Source organism: Roseateles sp. FW305-36 (assembly GCF_058787015.1).
Genome location: NZ_JBYSZK010000024.1, coordinates 12,170 through 35,948, shown reverse-complemented (window position 1 = coordinate 35,948; position 23,779 = coordinate 12,170). Strand labels below are relative to the sequence as shown.

At 70.1% G+C, this 23,779-nt stretch carries 16 protein-coding genes; 4 read left to right on the top strand and 12 right to left on the bottom strand.

What is annotated here, in order from left to right; all coding sequences use genetic code 11:
- The first annotated feature begins 73 nt into the window (after positions 1-73).
- Positions 74-364 (top strand): DUF1330 domain-containing protein, encoded by a 291-nt coding sequence (locus AC3WOE_RS29235; protein WP_492695803.1) that lies wholly within the window; start codon positions 74-76, stop codon positions 362-364.
- A 3-nt stretch (positions 365-367) separates the two neighbouring features.
- Here AC3WOE_RS29235 and AC3WOE_RS29230 read toward each other — a convergent pair whose 3' ends face one another.
- The gene (locus AC3WOE_RS29230; RefSeq protein WP_492695801.1) at positions 368-3,904 is read right to left on the bottom strand and encodes an indolepyruvate ferredoxin oxidoreductase family protein; all 3,537 of its coding nucleotides are present in this window, start codon (positions 3,902-3,904) and stop codon (positions 368-370) included.
- A gap of 113 nt (positions 3,905-4,017) precedes the next feature.
- Between AC3WOE_RS29230 and AC3WOE_RS29225 the strand changes: the two genes are divergently transcribed.
- Together AC3WOE_RS29225 and AC3WOE_RS29220 are read left to right on the top strand one after the other, a co-directional pair.
- Positions 4,018-4,488, top strand: coding sequence for an Lrp/AsnC family transcriptional regulator (locus tag AC3WOE_RS29225; RefSeq protein ID WP_492695799.1), 471 nt, complete (start codon positions 4,018-4,020; stop codon positions 4,486-4,488).
- 39 nt (positions 4,489-4,527) lie between these two features.
- On the top strand, positions 4,528-5,538 hold the full coding sequence (locus AC3WOE_RS29220) for a sensor domain-containing diguanylate cyclase (RefSeq protein WP_492695797.1): 1,011 nt from the start codon (positions 4,528-4,530) through the stop codon (positions 5,536-5,538).
- Here AC3WOE_RS29220 and AC3WOE_RS29215 read toward each other — a convergent pair.
- The 10 genes from AC3WOE_RS29215 to AC3WOE_RS29170 form a co-directional block, all read right to left on the bottom strand.
- Positions 5,510-8,776, bottom strand: a complete 3,267-nt coding sequence (locus AC3WOE_RS29215) for a hybrid sensor histidine kinase/response regulator (RefSeq protein ID WP_492695795.1) — start codon at positions 8,774-8,776, stop codon at positions 5,510-5,512. The two genes, AC3WOE_RS29220 and AC3WOE_RS29215, sit on opposite strands and share 29 nt — an antisense overlap.
- A gap of 6 nt (positions 8,777-8,782) precedes the next feature.
- Positions 8,783-9,748, bottom strand: coding sequence for an ABC transporter substrate-binding protein (locus tag AC3WOE_RS29210; protein WP_492695793.1), 966 nt, complete (start codon positions 9,746-9,748; stop codon positions 8,783-8,785).
- The gene (locus AC3WOE_RS29205; RefSeq protein ID WP_492695791.1) at positions 9,745-10,716 is read right to left on the bottom strand and encodes a GGDEF domain-containing response regulator; all 972 of its coding nucleotides are present in this window, start codon (positions 10,714-10,716) and stop codon (positions 9,745-9,747) included. Before AC3WOE_RS29205 ends, AC3WOE_RS29210 begins: the two co-directional genes overlap by 4 nt.
- A 37-nt stretch (positions 10,717-10,753) precedes the next feature.
- Positions 10,754-12,712: an ATP-binding response regulator gene (locus tag AC3WOE_RS29200; protein WP_492695789.1), complete on the bottom strand. Its 1,959-nt coding sequence runs from the start codon at positions 12,710-12,712 to the stop codon at positions 10,754-10,756.
- 33 nt (positions 12,713-12,745) lie between these two features.
- Positions 12,746-14,332: a response regulator gene (locus tag AC3WOE_RS29195; RefSeq protein WP_492695787.1), complete on the bottom strand. Its 1,587-nt coding sequence runs from the start codon at positions 14,330-14,332 to the stop codon at positions 12,746-12,748.
- A gap of 85 nt (positions 14,333-14,417) precedes the next feature.
- The gene (locus AC3WOE_RS29190; RefSeq protein ID WP_492695785.1) at positions 14,418-15,065 is read right to left on the bottom strand and encodes a response regulator; all 648 of its coding nucleotides are present in this window, start codon (positions 15,063-15,065) and stop codon (positions 14,418-14,420) included.
- Complete coding sequence (locus tag AC3WOE_RS29185) at positions 15,062-16,741, bottom strand: sensor histidine kinase (RefSeq protein WP_492695783.1); 1,680 nt, start codon at positions 16,739-16,741, stop codon at positions 15,062-15,064. Before AC3WOE_RS29185 ends, AC3WOE_RS29190 begins: the two co-directional genes overlap by 4 nt.
- A gap of 3 nt (positions 16,742-16,744) precedes the next feature.
- Positions 16,745-18,094 carry a c-type cytochrome biogenesis protein CcsB gene (gene ccsB, locus AC3WOE_RS29180; protein WP_492695781.1) on the bottom strand — a complete coding sequence of 450 codons (1,350 nt, stop codon included), beginning with the start codon at positions 18,092-18,094 and terminating at the stop codon, positions 16,745-16,747.
- Positions 18,091-20,169 (bottom strand): cytochrome c biogenesis protein ResB, encoded by a 2,079-nt coding sequence (locus tag AC3WOE_RS29175; protein WP_492695779.1) that lies wholly within the window; start codon positions 20,167-20,169, stop codon positions 18,091-18,093. Before AC3WOE_RS29175 ends, ccsB begins: the two co-directional genes overlap by 4 nt.
- Positions 20,170-20,257: 88 nt before the next feature.
- Positions 20,258-20,878 carry a c-type cytochrome gene (locus AC3WOE_RS29170; RefSeq protein ID WP_492695777.1) on the bottom strand — a complete coding sequence of 207 codons (621 nt, stop codon included), beginning with the start codon at positions 20,876-20,878 and terminating at the stop codon, positions 20,258-20,260.
- 70 nt (positions 20,879-20,948) lie between these two features.
- Between AC3WOE_RS29170 and yihA the strand changes: the two genes are divergently transcribed.
- On the top strand, positions 20,949-21,698 hold the full coding sequence (gene yihA / locus AC3WOE_RS29165) for a ribosome biogenesis GTP-binding protein YihA/YsxC (protein WP_492695775.1): 750 nt from the start codon (positions 20,949-20,951) through the stop codon (positions 21,696-21,698).
- 3 nt (positions 21,699-21,701) lie between these two features.
- Here the strand turns inward: yihA and AC3WOE_RS29160 are convergent, their stop codons facing one another.
- Positions 21,702-23,750, bottom strand: coding sequence for a DUF1631 family protein (locus tag AC3WOE_RS29160; RefSeq protein ID WP_492695773.1), 2,049 nt, complete (start codon positions 23,748-23,750; stop codon positions 21,702-21,704).
- Between the last annotated feature and the right edge of the window lie 29 nt (positions 23,751-23,779).

Here is a 23,779-nt window from a genome sequence, read left to right as displayed (position 1 = left end):
TCTCCCGGGCTTGGGGCTATCCTCGAAACAGGCCCACCATTGGCATCTTGCGCGCAGCAACCAGGAGGTAGACATGCCGGTCTACATCATCAACAACATGTCCATCCACGATCTGGACGCGTACAAGACCTATGCCCGGGCCTTCATGCCGACGCTCGAGCCTTTTGGTGGCAAGGTGCTGGCGGCGCAGAACGCGCCGGTGCCGACCGAGGGCCAGTGGCCCTACGACCGGACGGTGCTGCTGGAGTTCCCGAGCCGCGAACTGGCCCGGCAATGGGCCGAGTCCCCCCAGTACCAGGCCATCGCCGTGCACCGCAAGGCCGGCACCAGCAGCAATGTCGTGGTGCTGGACGGCCTCGGCTGAGGTCTACAGCTCGGCCACGCCCTTCACGCGCACCGGCATCGCCACCGGCTGGGCCGCCACCTCGACCGCGCGGCCATGGAAACGGTCCAGCAGGGCCTGCCACTGCTTCTTCACCGCGACGACGTTGGCATGCTTGACATGGCCGTAGCCGCGGATCTTCTCGGGCAGGCGGGCCAACTCGACGGCGGTGTTCAGGTTGTCCGCGCTCAGTGAAGCCAGCATCTCGTCGACCAGTTTTTCGTAGTCATTGATCAACTGGCGCTCCATGCGGCGCTCGTCGGTCTTGCCGAAGACGTCCAGGGCGCCGCCGCGCAGACCCTTCAACTTCGCCAGCCACTTGAAGGCCGTGAAGGTCCAACTACCCATCTCGATCTTCTTCGCGCGGCCGTCGGCGCCGGGCTTGGCAATCAGCGGCGGGGCGAGGTGGAAGGAGAGGCGCTCCCAGTTCTCGAACTGCTCCTTCATCGCCTTCTCGAAGCGGCCGTCGGTGTACAGGCGCGCGACCTCGTATTCGTCCTTGATGGCCAGCAGCTTGGCGTAATAGCGGGCCACGGCCTGGGTCAGCCGCTGGCCCTTGCCGAGGGCGGACTCGGCGGCACGCACGCGCTCGACCAGGGCGCGGTAACGTGCGGCGTAGGCGGCGTCCTGGTAGTCGGTCAGGAATTGGGCGCGCCGCTCGATCAGGCCGTCAGGCCCGTCGAGCTGGTCGAAGTTGAAGAGCTTGACGACGTTGACGTCACCGGCCAGGCGCTGGATGGCATCCGGCGCGGCGATGGCCAGGCGGCCCAGGGCGAAGGCAGTCTTGTTGGCTTCGGCGGCGACGCCGTTCAGCTCGATGGCGCGCATCAGCGCGGCCTCGCTGACGGGGATGAGTCCACGCTGCCAGCAGGCGCCCAGCATGATGATGTTGCTGGGCAGGGTGTCGCCCATCAGGCGCTGGGAAATGTCCTGCGCATCGATGGTGCTGAGCTCGCCTTGCTCGCCGACGGCGAACTTCATCTTGGCGATCAGGGAGTCGCCCTGCAGCGAGGCGTCCGGATTGCGCACGAAGCCGGCGGTGGGCAGCTCATGCGTGTTGGCCAGGATGACGGTGCGACCGGCCTTGACCGTGCCCAGGGCGTCGGGCGACGCGCCCACCACCATGTCGCAGGCCAGCAGCACATCGGCCTGCTGGGTGTCGATGCGCACCTGGTTGAGCAGGTCCAGCGTCGGCGCGACGCGCACAAAGCTCAGCACGGCGCCACCCTTCTGCGCGAAGCCCATGAAGTCCAGCACCGAAGCCTGCTTGCCTTCCAGGTGGGCTGCCATGGACACCAGGGCGCCGACCGTGACGACGCCGGTGCCGCCGACGCCGGTGACCAGCAGGTCGAACGGCCCCGTCCAGTTCCACGCCGCGGGCGGCGTGATCGCCGCGATCTCGCGCGCCAGGTCTTGCGCCGTGTAGCTGGCGCCGGCCTTCTTCTTCAGCACCGGCTCATGCACCGAGACGAAGCTGGGGCAGAAGCCGTTCACGCAGCTGAAGTCCTTGTTGCAGCTGCTCTGCTCGATGGCGCGCTTGCGGCCCCAGTCGGTCTCGACCGGCACCACGCTCAGGCAGTTCGAGGCCACGCCGCAGTCGCCGCAGCCTTCGCACACCGCCTCGTTGATGAAGATGCGCTTGGGCGGATCCGGGAATTCCTTCTTCTTGCGGCGGCGGCGCTTCTCGGCGGCGCAGGTCTGGTCGTAGATCAGCACCGTCACGCCTTCGATCTCCCTCAATTCGCGTTGGACCGAATCAAGCTCGCTGCGATCGTGGAAAGTGGTGCCCGCGGGGAACAGGCCATGGTGGCCGTCGTACTTGCCAATCTCGTCGGACACCACCACCAGGCGCTTCACGCCCTCCGCCTCCACCTGGCGCGCGATCTGCGGCACGCTGGTCTGGCCGTCCACCGGCTGGCCGCCGGTCATGGCGACGGCGTCGTTGTAGAGGATCTTGTAGGTGATGTTGGCCTGGGCCGCGATGGCCTGGCGGATGGCCAGATAGCCCGAGTGGTAGTAGGTGCCGTCGCCCAGGTTCTGGAAGACGTGCTTCTCCTTGGTGAAGCGGGAATGCGCCGCCCAGTCCACGCCCTCGGCGCCCATCTGGATGAGGCCGGAGGTACCACGCTCCATCCAGCTCGCCATGAAGTGGCAGCCGATGCCGGCCAGGGCCCGCGAACCCTCAGGCAGCTTGGTGGAGGTGTTGTGCGGGCAGCCCGAGCAGAAATAGGGTTGGCGGCGCACCGCGTCGGCGGCGTTGGACAGCAGTTGCGGCGTCAGGAAATCGACGACGAGGTGGCGGCGGTCCAGGGCCGGGTTGAGGCGTGCCAGCCAGTCGGCCACCGTGCCCATGATGCGGCTGGGGCGCAGCTCGCCCAGGGCCGACAGCACCGCACAGCCATGCTCGTCGGTCTTGCCGACGACGCGCGGGCGCTGGAAGTCGGGCAGGTGGTAGAGCAGTTCCTTGATCTGGCGCTCGACGACCGGGCCCTTCTCCTCGATGACCAGCACGTCGGTCAGGTTGGAACAGAACTCGACGATGCGGCTGGGTTCCAGCGGGAAGACCAGGCCGACCTTGTAGACCCGCACGCCGGCCGCGGCCAGGGCGTTGGGGTCGAGGTCCAGGCGGCGCAGCACCTCCATGAAGTCGTAGTGCGCCTTGCCGACCGTCACGATGCCCAGCGTTGCGGCGGGGCTGGTGACGATGTGCTTGTCGATGCTGTTGACCTTGGCGAAGGCCTTCACGGCGTCGATCTTGTGCGCCAGGCGCGACTCCAGCTCCAGCGAGGGCAGGTCGACCGAGCGGATGTGCAGGTTCGTCGGCGCCGTGTAGTCGACGGCATGCTCGAAATCGAGGGGCACGGCGTCCAGGTCCACCGTCATGCCGCTCTCGACGACCTCGGAGATGGCCTTGAAGCCCACCCAGGCGCCCGAGAAGCGGCTCAGCGCCCAGCCGTAGAGGCCGAACTCCAGGTACTCGGCGACGTTGGCCGGATGGACGAGGGGCATGCTCCAGGCCTGCAGGGCCTGGTCGCTCTGGTGGGGCGTGCTGCTGGAGACGCAGCCATGGTCGTCGCCGCAGACGACGAGGACGCCACCTTGCGTGCTGGTGCCGTAGACATTGCCGTGCTTGAGCGCATCGCCCGAGCGGTCCACACCCGGCCCCTTGCCGTACCACATGGCGAACACGCCATCGACGTTGCGCTGCGGGTCCAGGGCCACGCGCTGCACGCCCAGGCAGGCGGTGGCGGCCAGGTCCTCGTTGATGGCGGGCAGGAACTCGATGTGGGCCTGGTCCAGGAACTTCTTGGCCTTCCACAACTGCTGGTCCACCATGCCCAGCGGCGAACCGCGGTAGCCCGAGACGAAGCCGGCGGTGTTCAGGCCGGCGCGTTCGTCCTGCTTCTTCTGGGCCAGCAGCAGGCGCACCAGGGCCTGGGTGCCGGTCAGGAAGACGGCGCCGCTGTCGGCCGCGAGGTTGTCGCTGAGCTGGTAGGGGCGCAGGGCGGGGTTTTCAGCCATCTGTCTGTCTCCTTGGGGGCGGGAAATTCTTCCCTCCCGGCACCGGAAGAACTTGCCTTATTGCCGGCGTGGCGGCATTCGAATGAGATGATTCTTCTCCAAAGAGGCAGATCATGGAAACGAATCAACTCGACCGCGCCAGCCTGCAGATCCTCGAGGCCCTGCAGGCCGATGCGCGGCTGTCGACCCAGGCCCTGGCCGAGCAGGTCGGGCTGTCGGCCACGCCGGTGTGGCGCCGCGTCAAGGACATGGAGGACCGCGGCGTCATCCGGGGCCAGGTCGTGCTGGTGGACCGCGAGAGGATCGGCCTGTCCATCCTCGTGCTGGCCAACGTCAGCCTGGTGAGGCACAGCGAAGGCGCGGTGGAGCAGTTCGAGCAACTGGTGTCCACGCGGCGCGAGATCATCGAATGCCACGCCATCACCGGCGAGGCCGACTACGTCATCAAGGTGGTCGCCGCCGACATGAAGGCCTATGACCTCTTCCTTCAGCAGCACATCTTCAAGCTGCCCGGCGTCAGCAGCGTGCGCAGCAACGTGGTGTTGCGGGAAGTGAAGTACGAAACCGCGCTTCCGGTGGGCTGAGCCGCTCTACAGTAGGCCGGTCGCGACTCCGCCGTGCCCATGGACTCCTTCTTCGCCCAGCTTTCCGATTCCGTCTCCTCCGCCCGCACGCTGGAAGACCTGACCCGGCCGCTGCTGGAGATGCTGGAGGCCGTCACGGGCCTGGAGTCCACCTATCTGACGACCGTCGACCTCGCCGAAGGTCTGCAGCATGTCGTCTACGCGCGCAACTCGCACGAGCTGCAGATTCCCGAGGGCCTGGTCGTGCCCTGGGGTGACACGCTGTGCAAGCGGGCGCTGGACGAAGGGCGGCCCTACACGGACAACGTCGCCGAGGCCTGGCCCGATTCCGAAGCGGCGCGCCTGCTCGGCATCCAGACCTATGTCAGCACGCCGGTGCGCACCGATGACGGGGCCCTCTACGGCACCTTGTGCGCCGCCAGCTCACAGCGCCAGCCGCTGACGCCCGCGGCCGAGCAGGCGCTGCGCTTGTTTGCCCGTCTCATCGAGCAGCATGTGGAGCGCGAGCGCCTGGTCGAGAAGCTGCAGCAGGCCAATGCCGAGCTCAAGACCCAGGCCCTGACGGACGCGTTGACCGGCCTGATGAACCGCCGTGCCTTGATGCAGGAGCTGGCCCGGCTGACCGCTCTGGCCCAGCGCACCGGCAGCTGGCTGCTGGCCGGCGCCATCGACCTGGACGGCTTCAAGCAGATCAACGACAGCCGCGGCCACGATGCCGGCGACGAGTTCCTCTGCGCGGTGGCCGCCAGCCTGCAGGCCGCGCTGCGCGGCGGCGACGTGCTGGCGCGTATGGGGGGCGACGAATTCGTCGTCGTCGGCCTGGGCCCGAAGCTGGCGCTCGACGGCGAATCGGCCGCGCGCCTGCTGCGGGACAGGCTGGCGCTGGCCACGGTTGGCCTGCATGCCGCAGGCGGCCAACCCATCGACTACGCGGGCGCCAGTGTCGGCGTCGCCTGCCTCGATCCTCATCAGGCCGGCGCCGAGCAGGTGCTGAGGGAATCGGACGCAGCGATGTATCGCGTCAAGCTGGCACGTCGCCAGCAGGGCTGAGGTCCGCCAGCAAGCCCAGGGCGGCGTCGAAATCCAGGCGGTCCAGCGCGCTGTTCAACTGCACGAAGCCAGCCTCGCCGCAAGCGGCACGCAGGGCCGGTGCAAGCGGCTGGAACTGATCCAGGGCCGCCAGCTCATGCATCCGCAGGGCCTGCTTGAAACGGGTCAGCGCCTGAGCGTCCAGCGGCTCTGCCGGGGCGGGTGTCGCGATGGCGCGGCGGCCGTTCAGCCAGGGACGGGCCTGTGCCGCCAGCGCGGCCAGCTGCTGGGCCACCTCGGCCAGCGAAGCGTGGAAGTCATGTCCTGTACGGGCCTGGGACTCGCCGCGCTGCGCCGCTTCGCGCAGGGGCCCCGCCGCCAGCAGGCCGGCGCTGCCGCCCAGCTTGTGCAGCCGGGATGCCGCCTGCCCGGCATCCAGCGGCGCCGCGGTCCTCAGGTCGTCAAACTCGTCCAGCAGGCGCTCCAGCAGCCGGGCGAAGAAGTCCAGGTCGCCCCGCAGACGCTGGCTGGCTTCTTCGCTGTCTATGCCCTCCAGCGCAGGCCAGGCCTCGCGGGCGCGGGCCTCGGCGACGCGCGCGGCCACGGGCAGGCGCTGGCCCTGCGCGGCTTCGACCTGCTCGCGCAGCAACTGCACGAGGCCGGCCGGGTCGAAGGGCTTGCTGATGAAGCCGTTCATGCCGGCGTCCAGCGCGCGCTGGCGCTCGCTGAGCAGGGCCCCCGCCGTCAGCGCGAGGATGGGCAGGCGCTGCAGGCCGAGGTCGGTGCGAATGCCGCGCGCCGCGGCCAGGCCGTCGAGCACCGGCATCTGCACGTCCATCAGCACGGCGTCGAAGTCCTGCGGTCCGGCGCGCAGCCTGGCGACGGCGACGGCGCCGTCCGGCGCCAGCGTGACGACGGCGCCTTCCTGTTCGAGGACGCGCCTGACCACTTCGAGGTTGATGGGACTGTCGTCGGCGACGAGCACGCGCACGCCGGGCAGGCGTTGCACCGCGTTGGGGTCGGGCACGGCAGCCAGCAGCGCTTGGGGCATGCCCTTCGCGGTCAGGGCCGCCTGCACCGCGTCGAAGAGGGCCGACACATCGGCCGGCAGCTGCAGCTGGCCCACGCCGGCGCTGCGGCTCATCAGCACGCAGGGCAGGGCGGCCAGGCGGGCCTGCAGGGCCTGCTGGTCGCCTGCGGGCAGCGGTGGCAGCAGACGATGGTCCAGCAGCACGAGGTCGGGCGCGGCGCCGTCCAGGCGCGCGGCCAGAGCACGTGCGTCAGCCAGAGGCTCGGCCTGCCAGCCCAGATCCGCGCACAGCCGCAGCAGGGCATCGCGCTGGGCGTCGTCGTCGCTGGCCAGCAGCAGGTTCAAGCGGCGTGCCGGCGTCGCCAGCCCGAGGGCTAGCTCGAAGGGCAGGCGCACGACGAAGCGCGTGCCCGCGCCGGGGCTGCTGCTGACGCCGACCTGGCCGCCCATCAGTTCGCACAGCTGTCTGACGATGGACAGGCCCAGGCCCGTCCCCCCGTAGCGGCGTGACGTGGAGCTGTCCGCCTGGGTGAAGGGCGTGAAGATGCGCGACAGGGCGTCGGCGGGAATGCCGATGCCGCTGTCCTGCACCGCGATCTCGAGCTGCAGCGGCCGGGCGTGCGCATCGGCGCAATCCAGCTTCAGCATCACCTCGCCCTCGGCCGTGAACTTGATGGCGTTGGACACGAGATTGCTGACGATCTGGCGCAGCCGGGCCGCGTCGCCGAGCAGCAGCGGCGGCAGGTCGGCGTCCAGGTCCAGCGTCAGCGCGATGCGCTTGGCATCGGCCTGCGGCTGGAACAGGCTGGCGACATCGCGCAGCAGCGCCTTGGCGTCGAAGGGCATGACCTCCAGCGCCATCTCGCCGGCCTCGATCTTGGAGAGGTCCAGCACCGCATTGATGACGTCCAGCAGGGAACGGCTGGCGCTGCTGATCTTGGCCATCAGGTCGCGCTGTCCGGCGTCCAGCTGCGTGCGCTCGAGCAGGTAGGACAGGCCCATGACGGCATTCATCGGCGTGCGGATCTCATGGCTCATATTGGCCAGGAAGTCGCTCTTGGCCGCGCTGGCCGCGTCGGCCGCCTGCATGGCGCGGCGCAGGGCATCCGCGGCGGCTCGGCGTTCGGTGATGTCCTGCACGGCGCCCAGCAGCCTGACGACGCGGCCCTCCTCACTCCCGGTCGCACCGACGGAATGCAGCCAGTGCCGCCGGCCATCGGGAGCCAGCAGCTCCAGCTCCAGGTCCCAGCCTTCGCCCGTGGCTGCCGCCCTGTCCATGGCCTCGCGCAGCTTCTGCGCGGACTCGGGCATGAAGCCGCGCAGCACGGCCTCGATGTCGAGACCGTCGCCCTGGGGCAGGTGATGGATGGCAGGGATCTGGGCCGTCCAGCTGAGCCGGCCGGTGGCGAGGTCCAGCTCCCAGCCACCGACGCCCGCCATCTGGCCGGCGCGCTCCAGGAAGGCCTCGTTGCGTGCGAGCTGGCGGTTGGATTCACGCAACTCGCTGTCGCGCTGCTGCAGCGAAGCGGTCATGGCGTCCAGGGCCTGTGACAGCTGGCCGAGCTCGTCCTTGCCCGTCAGGCCGCTGCGGGCCGCCAGGTCGCCACCCTCGACGGCCTGGGTCACCCGGCGCAGCCGGTCGATGGGCGCCAGCACGCGGCGCAGCAGCAGCCCGGCCAGCAGCAGCGTCAGGGTCAGCAGCGTGGCCTGGGTGGCGACCGCCAGCCAGCGCTGGCGCGTGGCGTCGCGACGGCGTGACTCGACCAGGTTGCGCGACAGCTCGAAGGCACCGTCGCTGACGCGGCGCGTCTCGTTGACGAGCTGGTCGGTCAGCATCTCGCGGCGGGCCACGACCTCGGCGTCGACGTCGGGTGCCTGCGTGGCCTGCCGCAGGGTGGCGAAGATCTGCGGCAGGCCGCGGGCGGTGTCCTGCAGGTCATCGACCTCGTCCGCGCTGGCCGCGTCGGCGGCGGCGTAGTCGGCCAGGGCCCGGCTCAGGCGCTGGTGCACGAGATTCCACTGGCGCGCGGCGCGTTCGCTGCGGTACAGGCCGTAGTCCTGGGTCAGCACCAGCAGGCCGGCGGCGTCGCGGGCGATGACCTCGACCGTGGTGCGCTGCGCGTCGTTGCGCTCCGAGGCCTCGCGCTCGATGGCGATGGTCGTCAGCCGCGCGCCCACCACCAGCAGCGCGGCGATCACGCAGGTCATCAGGGCCGGGCGCAGGCGCATGGAGACCTATTTGATGATGGTCATGGCCCGTGGATCCAGCGCGCGCAGCGGCTCGACGCGCACCAGCTCGAGGTAGTCCGGCACGGCCTTGTTGTCCACCAGGCCTTCGCGCACGGCCCAGCGCGACTCGGCCTCCAGCGTCGAGAGCAGATTCTGGTCCAGGCTGAGACGGAAATCATAACCGTCGAGCTGGGCGGCGGCGTTGCGGGCATCGACCTTCCAGCGCGCACCGAGCAGCTCATGGGCGCGGCCGGGCTGGCCGTTGAGCAGGGCCACGCCGCGCTGGGCCGCCTTCAGCAGGCGCAGCAGCACGTCCTGGCTCAGGCCGCGCTGGGCCACCAGGTTGACCATGACGGTGTAGGGCCGCAGCGTGGGCAGCTGCAGGCCTTTGGCGCCCAGCTGCTGCAGGGCCTGGGGCCCGGCGGGCCGGTAGAGGCCGGCGGCGTCGACCTCGCCGCGCAGCAGCGGATCGGCGCCGCGGTTGGGGTCGATGAAGACCAGGTTCACCGAGTCGCGCGGCACGCCGTTGATGAGCAGGAAGACATTGGTGAAGTAGTGGGCGCTGGTGCCGCGCACGACGCCGATGCGTTTGCCCGCGAGGTCGGCCGGCGTGCGGATGCCGCGGTCGGTGCGGGCCACCAGGGTCGCGTCCCGCGACGAGGTGCCGAAGGTGGCGAGGATGTCGAAGCGATGGCCGGCATGCAGGGCGAAGACCATGGGCGTATCGGCCGCCGTGGCAACCTGGGCCTCGCCGTCGGTCAGGTGCTTGAGGCAGCGCCGGCCGTTGATGCAGCTGATGACCTGCACGTCCAGGCCCTCGGCCGCGAAGAAGCCCTCCTGGGCGGCGAGCTGCAGTGGCGCGAACAAGGTCGACTCGCCGATGGCGATGACCAGGGGGGCGGCCTGCAGCGCGAAGCTGGCGGCGGCCAGCAGCAGGCCGGCGGTCCACCGGCGCACCGTGATCGGCTTCATGTCGCGACGGGCGGCTCGTGGCCAGCGGTCGTGGCGGCGCTGGCATAGATGCGGCCGGGACCGGCTGCACGGGCAGCGGCCAGGGCGGCAGCGGCTGCCGTGGTGGGGTCGCCGTCGCCGGCCAGCAGACCGATGCCGATGGCCAGAGTCAGCTCGCTTTCGCCGGCCAATGCCTGCTGCAGCTGCTGGGCCAGCACGGCGGCGCCGGTGGCCGTGGTATCGGGCAACAGCAGGGCGAAGACGTCTTCGCCATGGCGGGCGACGAGGTCGGCAGGTCGCTGCAGGGCCTGCTGGGCCAGGCCGGCGACGTGGCGCAGCGCGTTGTCGGCGGCGCCACGGCCATGGCGCTCGAGATAGCCAGGCAGGCCTTCAAGGCCGGCCAGCAGCAGGGCCAGGGGCTGGCCGCTGCGCCGCGCGCGGCGGCATTCCAGGTCCAGTTCCTCGTCGAACTGGGCACGCTCGGCCAGGCCGGTGAGGGCGTCGCGGCGCGCCAGGCGCACGAGGCGCTGGGCGGTGCGGTGCAGGCGCAGCTGCATGGCGACGCGGGCGCGCAGGGCCGGCCCGGCAACGGGCTTGGCGACGAAGTCGGCCGCGCCGAGCTCGAAGACGGCCGACTCGACGCGGGCATCGGTGTGCTGGGTGACGAAGATGACGGGCACCTCGGCCAGCAGCGGATCGGCCTTGAGCTGGCGGCAGACCTCGAAGCCGTCGATGCCGGGCATCTCGGCGTCCAGCAGCACCAGCTCGGGCTGCCAGCTGCGGGCGATGGCCAGGGCCTGGTCGCCGTCCGTGGCGAAGCGCAGCTGGCTGTAGCCCGACAGCAGCCGGCCCAGCATCTGGATCATGCCGGGGTCGTCGTCGACCAGCAGCACGCGCGCATCCGCCAGGGCCGGCAGCAGGCTGTCGAGCCGGCTGGCCAGCGGACTGGGCGCGGCGGGGCGGATGGCGCTGGGGATGGTCAAGGGCATGGCGCGATCCATTGTGGGGCCGCTCGGCGCGGGCGTGCTAATTCCTGTCGTCAGCGGGCTGGCCGGCCGCCAGCAGGATCTCGAAGCGACAACCCCGCCCAGGTTGGCTCTGCACTTCCAGCCGGCCGCCCATGGCCTGCACGAGGTCGCGCGTCAGCGTCAGGCCCAGGCCGGTGCCGGGGATGCTGCCGCCGGCGCGGCCGAGGCGGTTGTAGGGTTCGAAGAGATGGGCCAGCTGCTCCTCGCTGAGGCCGCAGCCATGGTCCTGGACGGACAGGGCGACCTCCGCGCCACGGTCCTCGATCTCGACCTCGATGCGCAGGCCGTCGCGGGCGTACTTGATGGCGTTGGACAGCAGGTTGTCCAGGCACTGGCGCAGCCGGCGCGCGTCGGCGCGCATCAGCACCGGCGGCGTGCGCGGCGGGCTGTTCAGCCGCATGCCGACGGCTGCGGCCTGGGCGGCCGCGGGCTCGCAGGCCTGCTCGACCAGGGCCTTGAGCTCGACCTCCTTCAGCTCGACATGGAACTGGCCGGACTCCATGTGCGCCACGTCGGCCACATCGGCGAGCAGGCCCGACAGGCGGCCCACGGCGTCGAGGATGTGGGCCAGCTTGTCGGCCTGGCCGGCGCTCATGCGCTCGGCCTGCATCAGCTGGGCGAAGCCCTTGATGACGTTGACGGGGTTGCCGATCTCGTGGGCGATGTAGGACAGCATGGACGTGGTGGCGCGGCGCGCGGCGGCGGCCTCGGTCTGGCGGCGCGCCAGTGCCTGCGCGCGGTCGCGCTCGCGGGTATCGCGCAGCACGTGCACGGTCAGGGCGTCGGCGCCTTCGCCCTCGGTCGAGGTGCTGACTTCCACCGGCACGCGCTGGCCACCCGGGAGCTGCACGCAGTGGCGCTCGTCGGCGCCACGGATGAGCAGCTCGTCGAGATGCCGCTGGCCGAGCAGCTCGGCCTCGACATTCAGCAGGCCGCAGGCGGCAGCGTTGGCCATGACGATGTGGCCGACGGTGTCGACGACGAGGATGGCGTCCTTGCAGGCCTGGACGACGGCGGCGACGCGGTCGTTGCCGATCTGGCGATGGCGGTGGTCGACCTGGTCGAGATAGCGCTCCAGCGAGCGCTTGCGGTCGACAAGGCGGCGCACGCGGGCGCACAGCACCGGCGCGCTGAAGGGCTTGCGCACGAAGTCGTCGCCACCCAGCGCCAGCGCGCGGGCTTCGTGGCCGATGGTGTGGGAGTTGGTCAGGAACATGATGGGCACCTGGCCGACCTCGGGGTCGGCGCGCAGCTTCTTGCAGACGCGAAAGCCGTCGCTGTCAGGCAGGTCGATGTCCAGCAGGATGAGATCGGGTCTGAGCTCGCTGACCAGGGTCAGGGCCTGAGCGCCGTCGAGGGCGAAATGGCATTCGCCGATGTCGGCCAGCAGGCTGCGCACGAGCTGGATGCTGGTGGGGTCGTCGTCGATGATGAGAATGCGCGTGCGGCGCGCGGCGGCCTCGGGGTCGTCGGGGCGCTCGGCGGCGGCTCGAAGCTGGGTGCGCAGGCGGGCCAGCACCTGCACGTCGTCGAAGGGCTTGCGCAGGAAGTCGTTGGCACCCTGCCGGAGGGCCTGGGCCTCGGTGCCGGCGTCGGCATGCGAGGTCGCGAAGATGATGGGCAGGTCGGCCAGGCCGGGCGTGGCGCGCAGGCGCCGGCAGACCTCGAAGCCGCCCATGCCGGGCAGTTCGACGTCCAGCAGCACGAGATCGGGGCGATGCTGCTCGGCCAGGCGCAGCGCGTCCTCGCCATTGGTCGCGAAGCTGATCTGGGCGAAGCCCTTGAGCAGTTGGCCCAGGTATTCAATGACGGCGATGTCGTCGTCGACGACGAGCAGATGGATGAGGCAGCTGCGTTCGGCGCGCGTGCCGGCCGTGGCGGCTGCGGGCCGCCAGAGACTGCGCGTGTTTCTTGACGGTGGCGCGAGTCTGGCGCTCTGCGTTGTGGTGCTCATCATGTTCTCTCCCTGAGAAACAGAATCGGTGTCGGATCAGCGGCCGCCGTGCCGGGCGAGGGCGTCGGCCAGGCGGCCGGCGAGCTCGAGGATGTCCAGCGGCTTGGTCCAGTAATCGTCGAAGCCGGCCTGCATGGCCCGCTCGATCTGGCCCGGCGTCGCATCGGCCGACAGCGCGATGCACAGCGTGCCGCCCAGGGCCGCGTCTGCGCGCAGCTCCTGGACGACGTCCAGGCCGGACAGGCCCGGCAGATTGATGTCGGTCAGCACGACGTCGGGCTTGCGGGTCCTGGCCAGGGCCAGGCCGGCGCGGCCGTCGGCGGCGTGCAGCACGCGCCAGTCGGTGCGGCTGCGCAAGGCCTCCTGCACCAGCAGGGTGTTGAGTGGTTCGTCCTCGATGTAGAGCAGGGTGAAGGCGTCGGCGGCGGCCTCGCCACCATCGAAGCTGCCGGGGTGGCCGGGCCTTTCGCGGTCGACGTCCAGCAGCCCGTCGACGAGCTGGTGCAGGCGCTTGGCGGAGTCCAGCACCCATTCGATGCGCTCCTGCTGGCGCGGTGTCAGCGGTTCGTCATGGTTGAGCAGCAGCAGCTGGCTGAAGCCGATGACGGCGTTCAACGGGGTGCGCAGCTCATGGCTGGCGCGCGACAGGAAGGCGCTCTTGGCGGCGCTGGCTTCTTCGGCGGCCAGCTTGTCGCGGCGCAGGGTCTCGATCTCGATGTGCTCGTCGACGTCGGCGATGAAGCCGTGCCAGAGCACGCTGCCGTCCTCCTGGGTCGAGGGGCTGGCGCGGCCGGAGCGCCAGGCCGGCTTGTCGGCACCGGGCAGGCAGACGCGGAACAGGCGCTGCCAGGGCTGGCCGCTGGCCTCGGCCTCGCGCATGCCGTTCAGCAGGCCGGGCAGGTCCTCGGGGTGCACGCGCTCGGCGAAGACGCGCAGGCCCTCGGGCTGCAGCGGCGAGATCGGGCCGAAGATGTGCTCGGCCTGGCCGCCGATGAAGCCGAGCTCGCCGCCCTGGCCGGGGGCGCTGCGGTACTGGAAGAGCATGCCGGGCGTCTCGGTGCTGAGGCGGCCGAGCAGCTCGGCCTGCTGCTGCAGGTGGGTGCGGCTGGCCAGCAGGTCGACATGCTCGCGGCGGTGGCTGAACCAGGCCTCGACGGCATTCGCGATGTCGGCCAGCAGCGTCGCCTGCACGGCGTCCAGGCGGCGCGGCACGGTGTCGCCGACGCACAGGGCGCCCAGCGTCACGCCGTGCAGTCGGATGGGCAGGCCGGCATAGGCGCGCAGCGGGGTGTCGCCGATGACCCAGGGTCTGCTGGCGAAGCGCGCGTCGGCCCGCGCGTCGGCCACTTCGAACAGGGTCTCGCCGAGGATGGTGTGGGCGCAGAAGGAGGCCTCACGCTCGCAGTCGATGACCTCGGTGCCGTAGCGGGCCTTGAACCACATGCGGCGCTCGCCGACGAGGCTGATCAGCGCGATGGGATAGCCCAGCAGATGGGCGGCGCAACGCACCAGGCCATCCAGCACCGCGTCGTGCTCGGGCTCGCGTGGCGGCTCGCTCAGGCCGAGTTCGGCCAGGCACTGCAGGCGCAGGGCTTCATCCAGGGGAATTTCGGCAGCTTTCATGGGGGGCCAATCTAGGCCCCCCCCCAAGCCGGCGATGCGGGGAGTTCTTGATCCGGGTTGTCGGGGCGCCTGAGCAGCCCTCGATTCAGGCGTCGTTGCTGATCAGGCCGTGACGTATTGCCAGCTTCACGAGCGCGGTCACGTCGGGCGTGCCCAGCTTGGCCATCAGCCGGCTGCGGTAGCTGTCCACGGTCTTGGGCGACAGATGCAGGGCGGTGGCGATCTCGGTGCTGGAGTGGCCGTCGACGACCATGGTGACGACCTGGCGCTCGCGCACCGACAGGCTGGCAAAGGGGTCGTCGCCCACGCCTTCCGCCAGGGCGCGGGCGGCCAACTCGGCGACGCCGGGGCCGAGGTGGCGGCGGCCGGCGCGCAGGGCTTCGATGGCCTGCAGCAGTTCCTCCGACGGCGAGCCCTTCAGCACATAGCCGCAGGCGCCGAGCTTCAGCGCCATGCCGACGTGGCGGGGCTGGGCCGACATGGTCAGGACCAGCGGCCGGATGGGCAGATGGCGGCGCTGCAGTTCGGTCAGCAGCTCCATGCCCGAGCGTGGACCGATGGACAGGTCGACGAGGACGATGTCGGGCGTCAGCTGCTGCAATTCGGCCAGGGCTGCCGTGATGTCGCCGTTGTCGCCGACGACCTCGTGACCGGCCTCGGTCAGCAGCGCGCGCAGGCCCTGGCGCACCATGGCGTGGTCGTCGACGAGGTAGACGCGGGCGCTCTGGGTCATTCTGGAGCCTGCCATCTCAAGGTGAGCTGGGTGCCGCCGCCGTCACGTGGGCCGAGTTCCAGGCTCGCGCCGATGGCGCGGGCGCGTTCGCGCATGCCGATGAGGCCGAGGTGGCCGGGGCGGCGCTCGAAGTCGGCGTCCAGGCCGCCGCCGTCGTCGGCCACGCCGAGCTCGATCTCGTCCGGGAAGCCGTAGAAGGTCACCCTGACCTCGGTGGGCCGGGCGTGGCGCAGCGCGTTCTCCAGGCCTTCGCGGGCAATCATGAACAGAGCGTACTCGAGCTGGACCGGCCAGCGCTGCATCAGCAGCGCATCCTCGACATCCAGCAACAGGCGCACGTCGGGGTAGAGGGCGCGGCGCTGGGCCATCTCGTTGTCCAGGGCCGCGGCCAGGCCCTCGTCCTCCAGCAGCGGCGGGCGCAGGTCGACGAGGACCTGGCGCACCTCGCGCAGGGCCTGGTCGATGAGGCCGCGGGCCTGATCGCGGGCATCCGGCGCGCCGAGGTCCAGGGTCAGGCGCAGGGCTGTCAGGGTCTGGCCGAGCTGGTCGTGCAGGGCCTGGGCCAGGCGCTGGGTGGTGCGCCTCTCCTGGTCCATCAGCTGTTCGGCGAGAGCCGACAGGGCCGCCTCGGCATCGATCTGCACCGAGATGTCGACGACGACGCACAGCAGCAGTGGCCGGCCGCCCAGTTCGATGGGTTCGGCGACCAGCTTGGCGTGCAGCCGGCAACCCGAATGCGGGCGCAGCTCGCGGTCGTCGATCTCGGTGCGGCCATCCTTGCCCGGCAACGGCGCCATCCCCAGGGCTTGCGCCGTCTGGCCGACGACGGACAGCGTCGGCCAGCCGAGCTGGCGGCCGAGTTCGTCGTTGGCCTCGACGACAGTCTCGCTGGCGATGTCGAACAGCGCGATGCCGACCGGCACGGTGTGGAAGAGGGCGCGGAACTTGGACTGGCTGTCCGTCAGGGCCTGCTCGGTGAATTTCGCGATGCTGATGTCGGACAGCGTGGCCAGCACCCGGGCCGGCTGGCCGCGGGCATCGCGCTCGGTCCAGCCGCGGCAGCGCAGCCAACGCGCGGGATGGCCGTGCGCGCCGGCCAGGCGCAGATCGATGTCCAGCGGCGCGCCGTGCTGCAGATGGGACTGCAGGGCGGCCCGCCACTGGCCCTGGTCGTCGGGATGCAGCTGCGCGGCGAAGCGGTCGGGATGGCCCAGCAGGGCCCGGGCGCGCGGCGAGAAATACTCGCTGTCGGCGGCGACGTCCCATTCCCACAGGCCATCGGCGGCACCCTGCATGGCCCGGGCATAACGGGCCTGTTCGGCGTCAACGCTGCCCAGGTCGCGCGCGATGCAGAGCCAGCCGGCGCCGTCGGGCAGGGGCGCGATGCTGGCTTCGAAGCGTGCCAGCCGACCGCTGCGGGTGCGCAGCGAGTAGGCCAGGCGCTGCGGGCGGTCATTGCAGGCGGCAGCCAGGCGTTGGGACAGCTGCCGGGGGCCGACGCTCTGCAGCGGCCGCCCCTGCAGCGTGGCCCAGGGCGCGTGCAGGTCAGCGTGATCCGGGAGGTTGCAGGCCGCGAAGCGCAGATCGGGGCTGATCAGAAAGCAGAGATCAGGCAACGCCGCCGCGATGGCCGGCGCGGCCTGGGTCCAGGGCTCGCTATCCGGCGCTGAAGGCATGCGCTACAGCGTACCGTAGCTGTGCAGGCCCGAAAGGAACATGTTCACGCCCAGGAAGGCAAACGTCGTCACCAGCAGGCCGACCAGGGCCCACCAGGCCGAGGCCATGCCGCGCAGGCCCTTCATCAGCCGCATGTGCAGCCAGGCCGCGTAGTTGAGCCAGACGATCAGGGCCCAGGTCTCCTTGGGGTCCCAGCTCCAGTAGCCGCCCCAGGCCTCGGCGGCCCAGAAGGCGCCCAGGATGGTGGCGATGGTGAAGAAGGCAAAGCCCAGGGCGATGGCCTTGTACATGAGGTCGTCGAGCTGGGGCAGTTCGGGCAGGCGCGCCGTCAGGCGGCTGCGCAGCGCGACGGTCAGCGCGAGGAAGAGGGCCACGCCGGCGATCTTGCGGGCCCAGCCGTCCAGGCCGGTGACGGTGGCGGCATCGACATTGGCACCGAAGCGCACGGCCAGGATCAGGGCGACGATGCCCAGCGGCATGGCGATGAGGCCGACGGCGAGGGCGCGGGTCGTCGCCGTCTTCAGCAGATAGGCCAGGGCCACCATGGCCGCCAGCGCGAAGCTGCCATAACCGACGAAGTTGGCGGGCACGTGGATCTTCATCCACCAGCTCTGCAGGGCCGGCACCAGGGGCTGGATCTCCTGGGCCTCGCGGGCCAGCGTGTACCAGAGCAGGAAGCTGACCGCGCCGCTGACGACCAGCATCACGTAGGCGCCCAGCGAGCGCGTCGCGAAGCGCTGCTCGTAGTAGAGGTAGAACAGCGTCGTCAGCCAGCAGAACAGCACGAAGACTTCGTAGAGGTTGCTGACGGGGATGTGGCCGATGTCGGGGCCGATCTGGTGGCTCTCAAACCAGCGCACCAGGGTGCCGATCAGGGCCATCAGCACGCCGCCCCAGGCCAGCTTGGAGCCGATGACCTCGGCCACGCTGTTGCGGCCGGCGCCGGTGAAGAAGCCGCCCCAGTAGAAGAGCATGCTCATGTAGAAGAGCAGGCTCATCCACAGGATGGCGCTCTGGCTGGACAGCAGGTACTTGAGCCAGAAGACCTGTTCTCCGGCGGCCAGGTCGGCGCCGAAGCTGTCGGTGTGCTGGCCGTAGAGGGCGATGGCCAGCAGCGTGGCCGCGCCGGCCGTGACGCTGAGCCAGCGCAGCGGCTTCCAGAACCAGCCCAGGGCGATCAGGGCCGGCATGGCGCACAGCAGGATGCCCCGCTCGTAGACGTCCATGCTGGCGTGATAGCGGCTGAAGGCATAGCCGCCGCCGAGCAGCACGAGGGCCGCGAAGATCCAGTCGAGCAGGTCGCGGCGTTGCAGCGCATGGCGGCGCGGCAGGTCGAAGGTGGTGGTGTTCATGACGGGTCCTTCAGCACAGCGGACTTCAGCTGGGCGAACAGCGTGGCGTTGTCGGGCGACTCGCGGGTGCTGGACATGGCCATGCGCACCTGGGAGCCGCCCATGTCGGCGCTGGGCGTGATCCAGACCCACAGCCGCCTCTCCTTGATGTAGAGCATGGCGAAGACGCCGACGATGAGCAAGAGGGCCCCCAGATAGACCAGCTTCTGGCCAGGGGCACGCGCGACCTGGAAGACGCTGGCCTGGACCTGCTCGAAGTTCTCCAGCTGCAGCAGCACCGGCGAGGGGTAGTAGAGGCTGTCCGACAGGGACAGCACGGCCTGGGTCATGAAGGCCTGGGCCGCGGCGTCGGTGCCGCTCGGTTGCAGGCCGGCACGTTCGCGTGCAATCTGTTGCAACTCGAACAGGCTGCCGTTGAGGATGCGCAGCAGCACCTCGGAGACGCGCTGGCGGTCGGACTCGGGCACGTCGCGCTCGATGAATTGCGACAGGGCCGGCAGGCCGCCCCTGACCTCGTCGCCGGGCTTGGCGGCGGCGCCGGAGAACAGGGTCAACGCGCGCTGGGCCGTGAGCTTGAGCTGGGGCGTCAGCTGGGGCTGGTTGGGCGGCGTGGCCGAAACGGCATAGCGCTGCGCAGCGGCATCGCGCAGGGCCGGCGCGGCCAGGGCCTGGCGCAGGCGCAGCCAGCCGTCCAGGCTGGCGTTCTCGTCGGCCGGCATGCGCAGATAGCGGAAGTTCTCGGCCGGCGTGTCGCGCACGCCGGCGAGGAAGACCTTCTGGCCCTCCAGCTCGACCGGCAGCATGTAGTTGTTGTATTCGCGGGCCTGGCCGGCGGCGTCGCGCAGCTTGTAGCTGAAGCTCGGGCCGACGTTGTGCAGGGTCTTGTCGCCGCTGCCCTTGGCGCCGCTGCCCAGGTGCTTGTTCAGGCGATCGCCGAGGTCGACCTTGCGCACGTCGGCGCCGCTGGCATTGGCATCCCCGCCGCCAAGGTTCTCGACGTTGATGACACGCAGGCCGTCCAGTTCCAGCGACTGGTCGCCGAACGCCATCTTGGTGCCGACGCGGCCGGAGATCGGGATGGGCGTGCTGCCGCCGGCCAGCGGGAAGCCCTTGAGCTCCAGCTTGCTGCCGCCGTCCTCGAAGCTGCTCTGGTAGATGGCCAGGCCCTGGTGGATGACGGGCTCGTTGACCTTGACGGTGGCCTCGCGGGTCGTCGCGCCGTCGTGGATGACGATGTCGCTGGCGAAGCTCTTGGGCATGCCCGTGGGGTAGTAGTCGACCTTGAACTTCTTCAGCTCGATGTCGAAGGGCAGGTCCTGCAGCACGACGCCATTGGGCAGGCTGAGCACGGCGATGCCCTGGCGCTGCTTCTCGGGCACCGACACGTTGCCGCGAAAGCTCGGGTTGCCGGTGGACAGGCGGTGTTCGGGCTTGATGTCGGACACGAAGCCCGAGCCGGTATAGAGCTGCTTGCCCTGGGCCCACATGGCCAGCTTGACCATGGCGTTGCCGTCCAGCACGCCGCCGATGAGGATGAGCACGATGGCCGAATGGGCGCAGAGATAGCCGATCTTGTTGGCCGCACCGCGCCGCGCCGCGATCATGGTGCCGTTCTCGCGCTGCTGGACGCGGGCCTTCCAGCCCAGCTGGGTCAGCGTGCTGCCGATCTCGGCCAGCGCCATCTGCGGGTTGCTGTGCAGCTCGGCGATGGCCTTGTGGTGGTGGGCCTGCAGGGATTGCTCGCGCACGCCTTCCTTGAAGCTCTTCAGGTCGACCAGGATCTTGGGCGTGTTGCGGGCGATGCACAGGCTGGTCGAGATGACCAGGAAGGTCAGGATGACCAGGAACCAGGACGCGCTGTAGACCGTGTAGAGACCCAGCTTGGCGAACACCTCGGCCCAGAAGGGGCCGAACTGGTTGACGTAGTTGCCCATGGGCTCGCTCTGGCGCAGCACGGTGCCGATGACCGAGGCGATGCAGATCACGCTGAGCAGCGTGATGGCGAAGCGCATGGACGACAGCAGGTCCAGCAGTTCGCGGGCGGTGGAGGGGCGGGGGGCAGCGGCTTGGGACATCAGGCGCTAGACGGGTGCTGGTGCTGGGCAGAAACAAAAAAGGCCGGTGGAGGGCACCGGCCTTCGTTCCTCGAGGCTTGCGAAAGGTTCAGCGCAGGCCGGCAATGTAGTCGGACACCGCCTTGATTTCCTTGTCGTTCATCTTGGCGGCGACGGTCGTCATGACCGGGTTGTTGGTACGGGCGCCGCTGCGGAAGGCCGTCATCTGGGCTTCGACATAGTCGCCATGCTGACCACCCAGACGCGGGTACTGGGCCGGCAGGCCGGCACCGGTCGGGCCGTGGCAGCCGGCGCAGGCCGGCACATTGCGCTCGGCGATGCCGCCGCGGTAGATCTTCTCGCCGATGGCGACCGTGTCCTTGTTCTTGGCGAAGCCGGGCTTGGCGGTCTTGGCGGCGTAGAAGGCGGCGACGTTGCGGATGTCTTCTTCCGACAGCGGAGCTGCCATGCCGCTCATGACGGCGTTCTTGCGCTTGCCGCTCTTGAACTCGGTCAGCTGCTTGACCAGGTATTCGGCGTGCTGGCCCTGCAGGATGGGGTTGGCGGGGCTGCCGCGCGAGCCGTCGGCCGTGTGGCAGGCGGCGCAGACCTGGGAGGAAATGGCGCCGCCCTTGGCCGAATCGGGCTTGGCCGCTGCAGCGGCGGGCTCGTTCGCATGAGCCGTGGCGGCCAGCAGCAGACTCGACAGGAGGAGAGCGACAGTCTTCATGGATTTATGGGGCTTCGTTGGGCGCAACTTTCGAATTTTACAATGCTCAATCACAGCGTCCGACCCTGCCATGACCAACGAAATCCCTGAGGCCGCTTCCGCGGAGGCCCTGACCGAGAAGCAGGCCCTGGCCTGGACGCACACCACGCGCTTCCTGACCACCGCCAGCCAGCTGGTGCATCTGCCCGCTACCGAGCTGCCCGAGATCGCCTTCGTGGGCCGCTCCAACGCCGGCAAATCCACGGCCATCAACACCCTGGCCCAGCAGAAACGGCTGGCCTTCGCCTCCAAGACGCCGGGCCGCACCCAGCACATCAACCTGTTCGAGCTCGGCCCGAAGGATGCGGCCGACGCCCTGTTCGCCGACCTGCCGGGCTATGGCTATGCCGCCGTCAACAAGTCGGCCAAGCTGCGCTGGCAGAAGGTGATGGCCGATTATCTGGAGGTCAGGCGCAGCCTGTCGGGCGTCGTGCTGATGGTGGATTCGCGCCTGGGCCTGACCGACCTGGACCGGCAACTGCTGGAATTCGTCGCGGCCCGCGTCGCCACCGGCGAGATCCGGTTGCTGGTGCTGCTGACCAAGTCCGACAAGCTCAACCGCAAGGAGGCGGATGCCGCCCTGCGCACGACGACCGAGTTCCTGGCCGGCATGACGACGGAAGACTCCGACGTCGCGGTGACGCTGTTCTCGGCCCTGAAGAAGAGCGGCGTCGGCGACGTCGCCATGGCGCTGCGCGAATGGGTGCTGGCGCATCGGAGCCCGGGCGAGGTGCCCGACGCGGTGCTGGCCGCCGCGCCGCCGGCCGAGCCGCAAGACTGAGCTTCAGCCCCCGTCCAGATCGCTCATCAGCGTGTCGACGGCGCGCTGCACGACGTTGTCGTCTTCCAGCGCGGTGATGAGGCCGTTGGCCAGCAGCGCCTCCAGCGCGCGGCGCGTCAGCGGCAGGCGCACCTCGGCGTCGCGGCCGACGAAGAGCAGGAACTGGCGGCCTTCGCTGATCCAGGCGATCTGGGCGGTATGCCAGTCACCCTGGATGAAGAGGTGGAACCAGCGGCCGATCTGGATGCTGTCGATCCAGCGCTGAAGGGCAGCGCGGGCGTCGGGCGAGTCGTTCTCGTTGTAGAGCTGCACCGGCACGGTCGGCAGCTCGCCGCGGTCGACGTCGGCACTGAGCCAGAGCGAGGGGATCTGGGAGTCCCGCTCCTCCATCAGGCGCTTGACGATCTCGTCGGCCGAGGCCGGTGCGCTGCTGGCTGCTGACGCGGCGGGCGGCGGCACGGCAGGGCGGCGCTCGGCCGGGTCCAGGGCCGGCAGGCCGCGCAGCAGGCGGGCATGCTGGGCCATCAGCTCTGCCAGGGCCGCTTCGCGCTTGGGCTCGGCCAGCTGGATGCTTTCGCAGCCGGCGACCAGGCTCTCGATGAGCACGGGCAGGCGCATGCGCAGGGCTTCGCGGTCGGCGAGGTCGCGCGGCGTGACGAGGCTGTCCAGCACTGCATCGACCAGCTCCATCTGGCCATGGGCCTCGCGCGAGTCGCGGCCGTGGCGCACCATGGCGTCGACGATGACCTCGACCCAGGCCGTCTGCAGGAAGCGCAGCATGCGTGGGCCCAGCGGTGCGCCGATGATCTGGTGATCGATCTGCTCGCGGATCAGCTCGCGCCATTCGCTGCGCTGCTGCTCGCGCTCCAGGGCGGCCAGCGCGACGGCATTGCGCTCACTGCTCTGGCGGGCCTGCTGGTCGATCTGGGCATCCACGCGGGCCAGCACCTGCTGGAAGAGCAGGGCGGTGGGTGTCGGCGCATCCACCAGCAGCTGGGCTTCGGCTTCCATGAAGCGCAGGAAGTCGACCAGGCGCGGGTCGTCGGCGCGCCCGAAGGCCATGCCGTGGGCGGCGACGCGGTTCAGCAGGGCCCAGGTGGGGTGGTCCTGGCGGCGCAGCAGCATGGAGTCGCTGCGTGCCAGGCGCACGACGGCGATCTGCAGGCGCGCCAGCAGCGCCTTCAGCGGCGGCAGCAGGCGCGGATCGGCCAGGATCTGGTCGTAGAGCCGGCTCAGCATGTCCGGCCCGGTCGAGCGCACGAAAGGCTGGGGCGCCAGCGGGTCGCGCTGCGTGAGCGGGCCCTGGGTGCTCAGCCCCTGGGGCCGGGAGTTCACGGCGTCGACGCGGCGCGACAGGCCGTCGAAGGTGGCATGCGCGCTGGCCCGCGTGCTGACGCCGCGCGCGGCGGCCAGGCGCTGGTGGGCCAGCGGGTCGGACTGGGCGTGACCGTGGGACGACACCATGGCGCTGATGTCGGCGGCGTGCAGCATGGCGCAGGACTGCACATAGAGGCGGTTCAGGGCCCGCGCCAGCGGCGTGGCTGCGACGCGCATCAACTCGTACTGGGCCTGGGCACCCAGGGGGCTGCAGGCCAGGGCGTGGTGCAGCGCATGGGCGAACAGGGCCGGGCGCAGCGGGTTGTCGCGCTCGCGGGCCCGGGCAATGCCGCGCAGGGCGGCGAAGAAATTGCCGATCTGGTGCAGTTCGGCCCGGCTCAATTCCTCGGCCGTGTGGGCGACGTGGGCGATGGCGACGTCCTGCAAAGCCTGCTGTTCGTCGACGAGGCTGAGGCTTTCGAGTCCGCCCAGCTGGGAGGGCGTGCGATGCAGAGGGTCGTCGCCGCGGCGGCCCGCCTGCAGCAACTGGATGAGCTTGCCTTCGAAGTCGGTCGCGAAATGCGGGCGCACCTTGCGCCAGGCCTCACGCAGCGGGAAGTGCTGGGGCTGGGCGTCGAGCTCGTCCTGCACGGTGTTGAGCAGTTCGCGGGCCAGCGGGCCGGCTTCGGTCAACGCATGGTCGAGCAGATTGTGGGAGTGCGGGCTGAAGGGCATGGACGCTATCGAGGTGCGTGATGAGATTA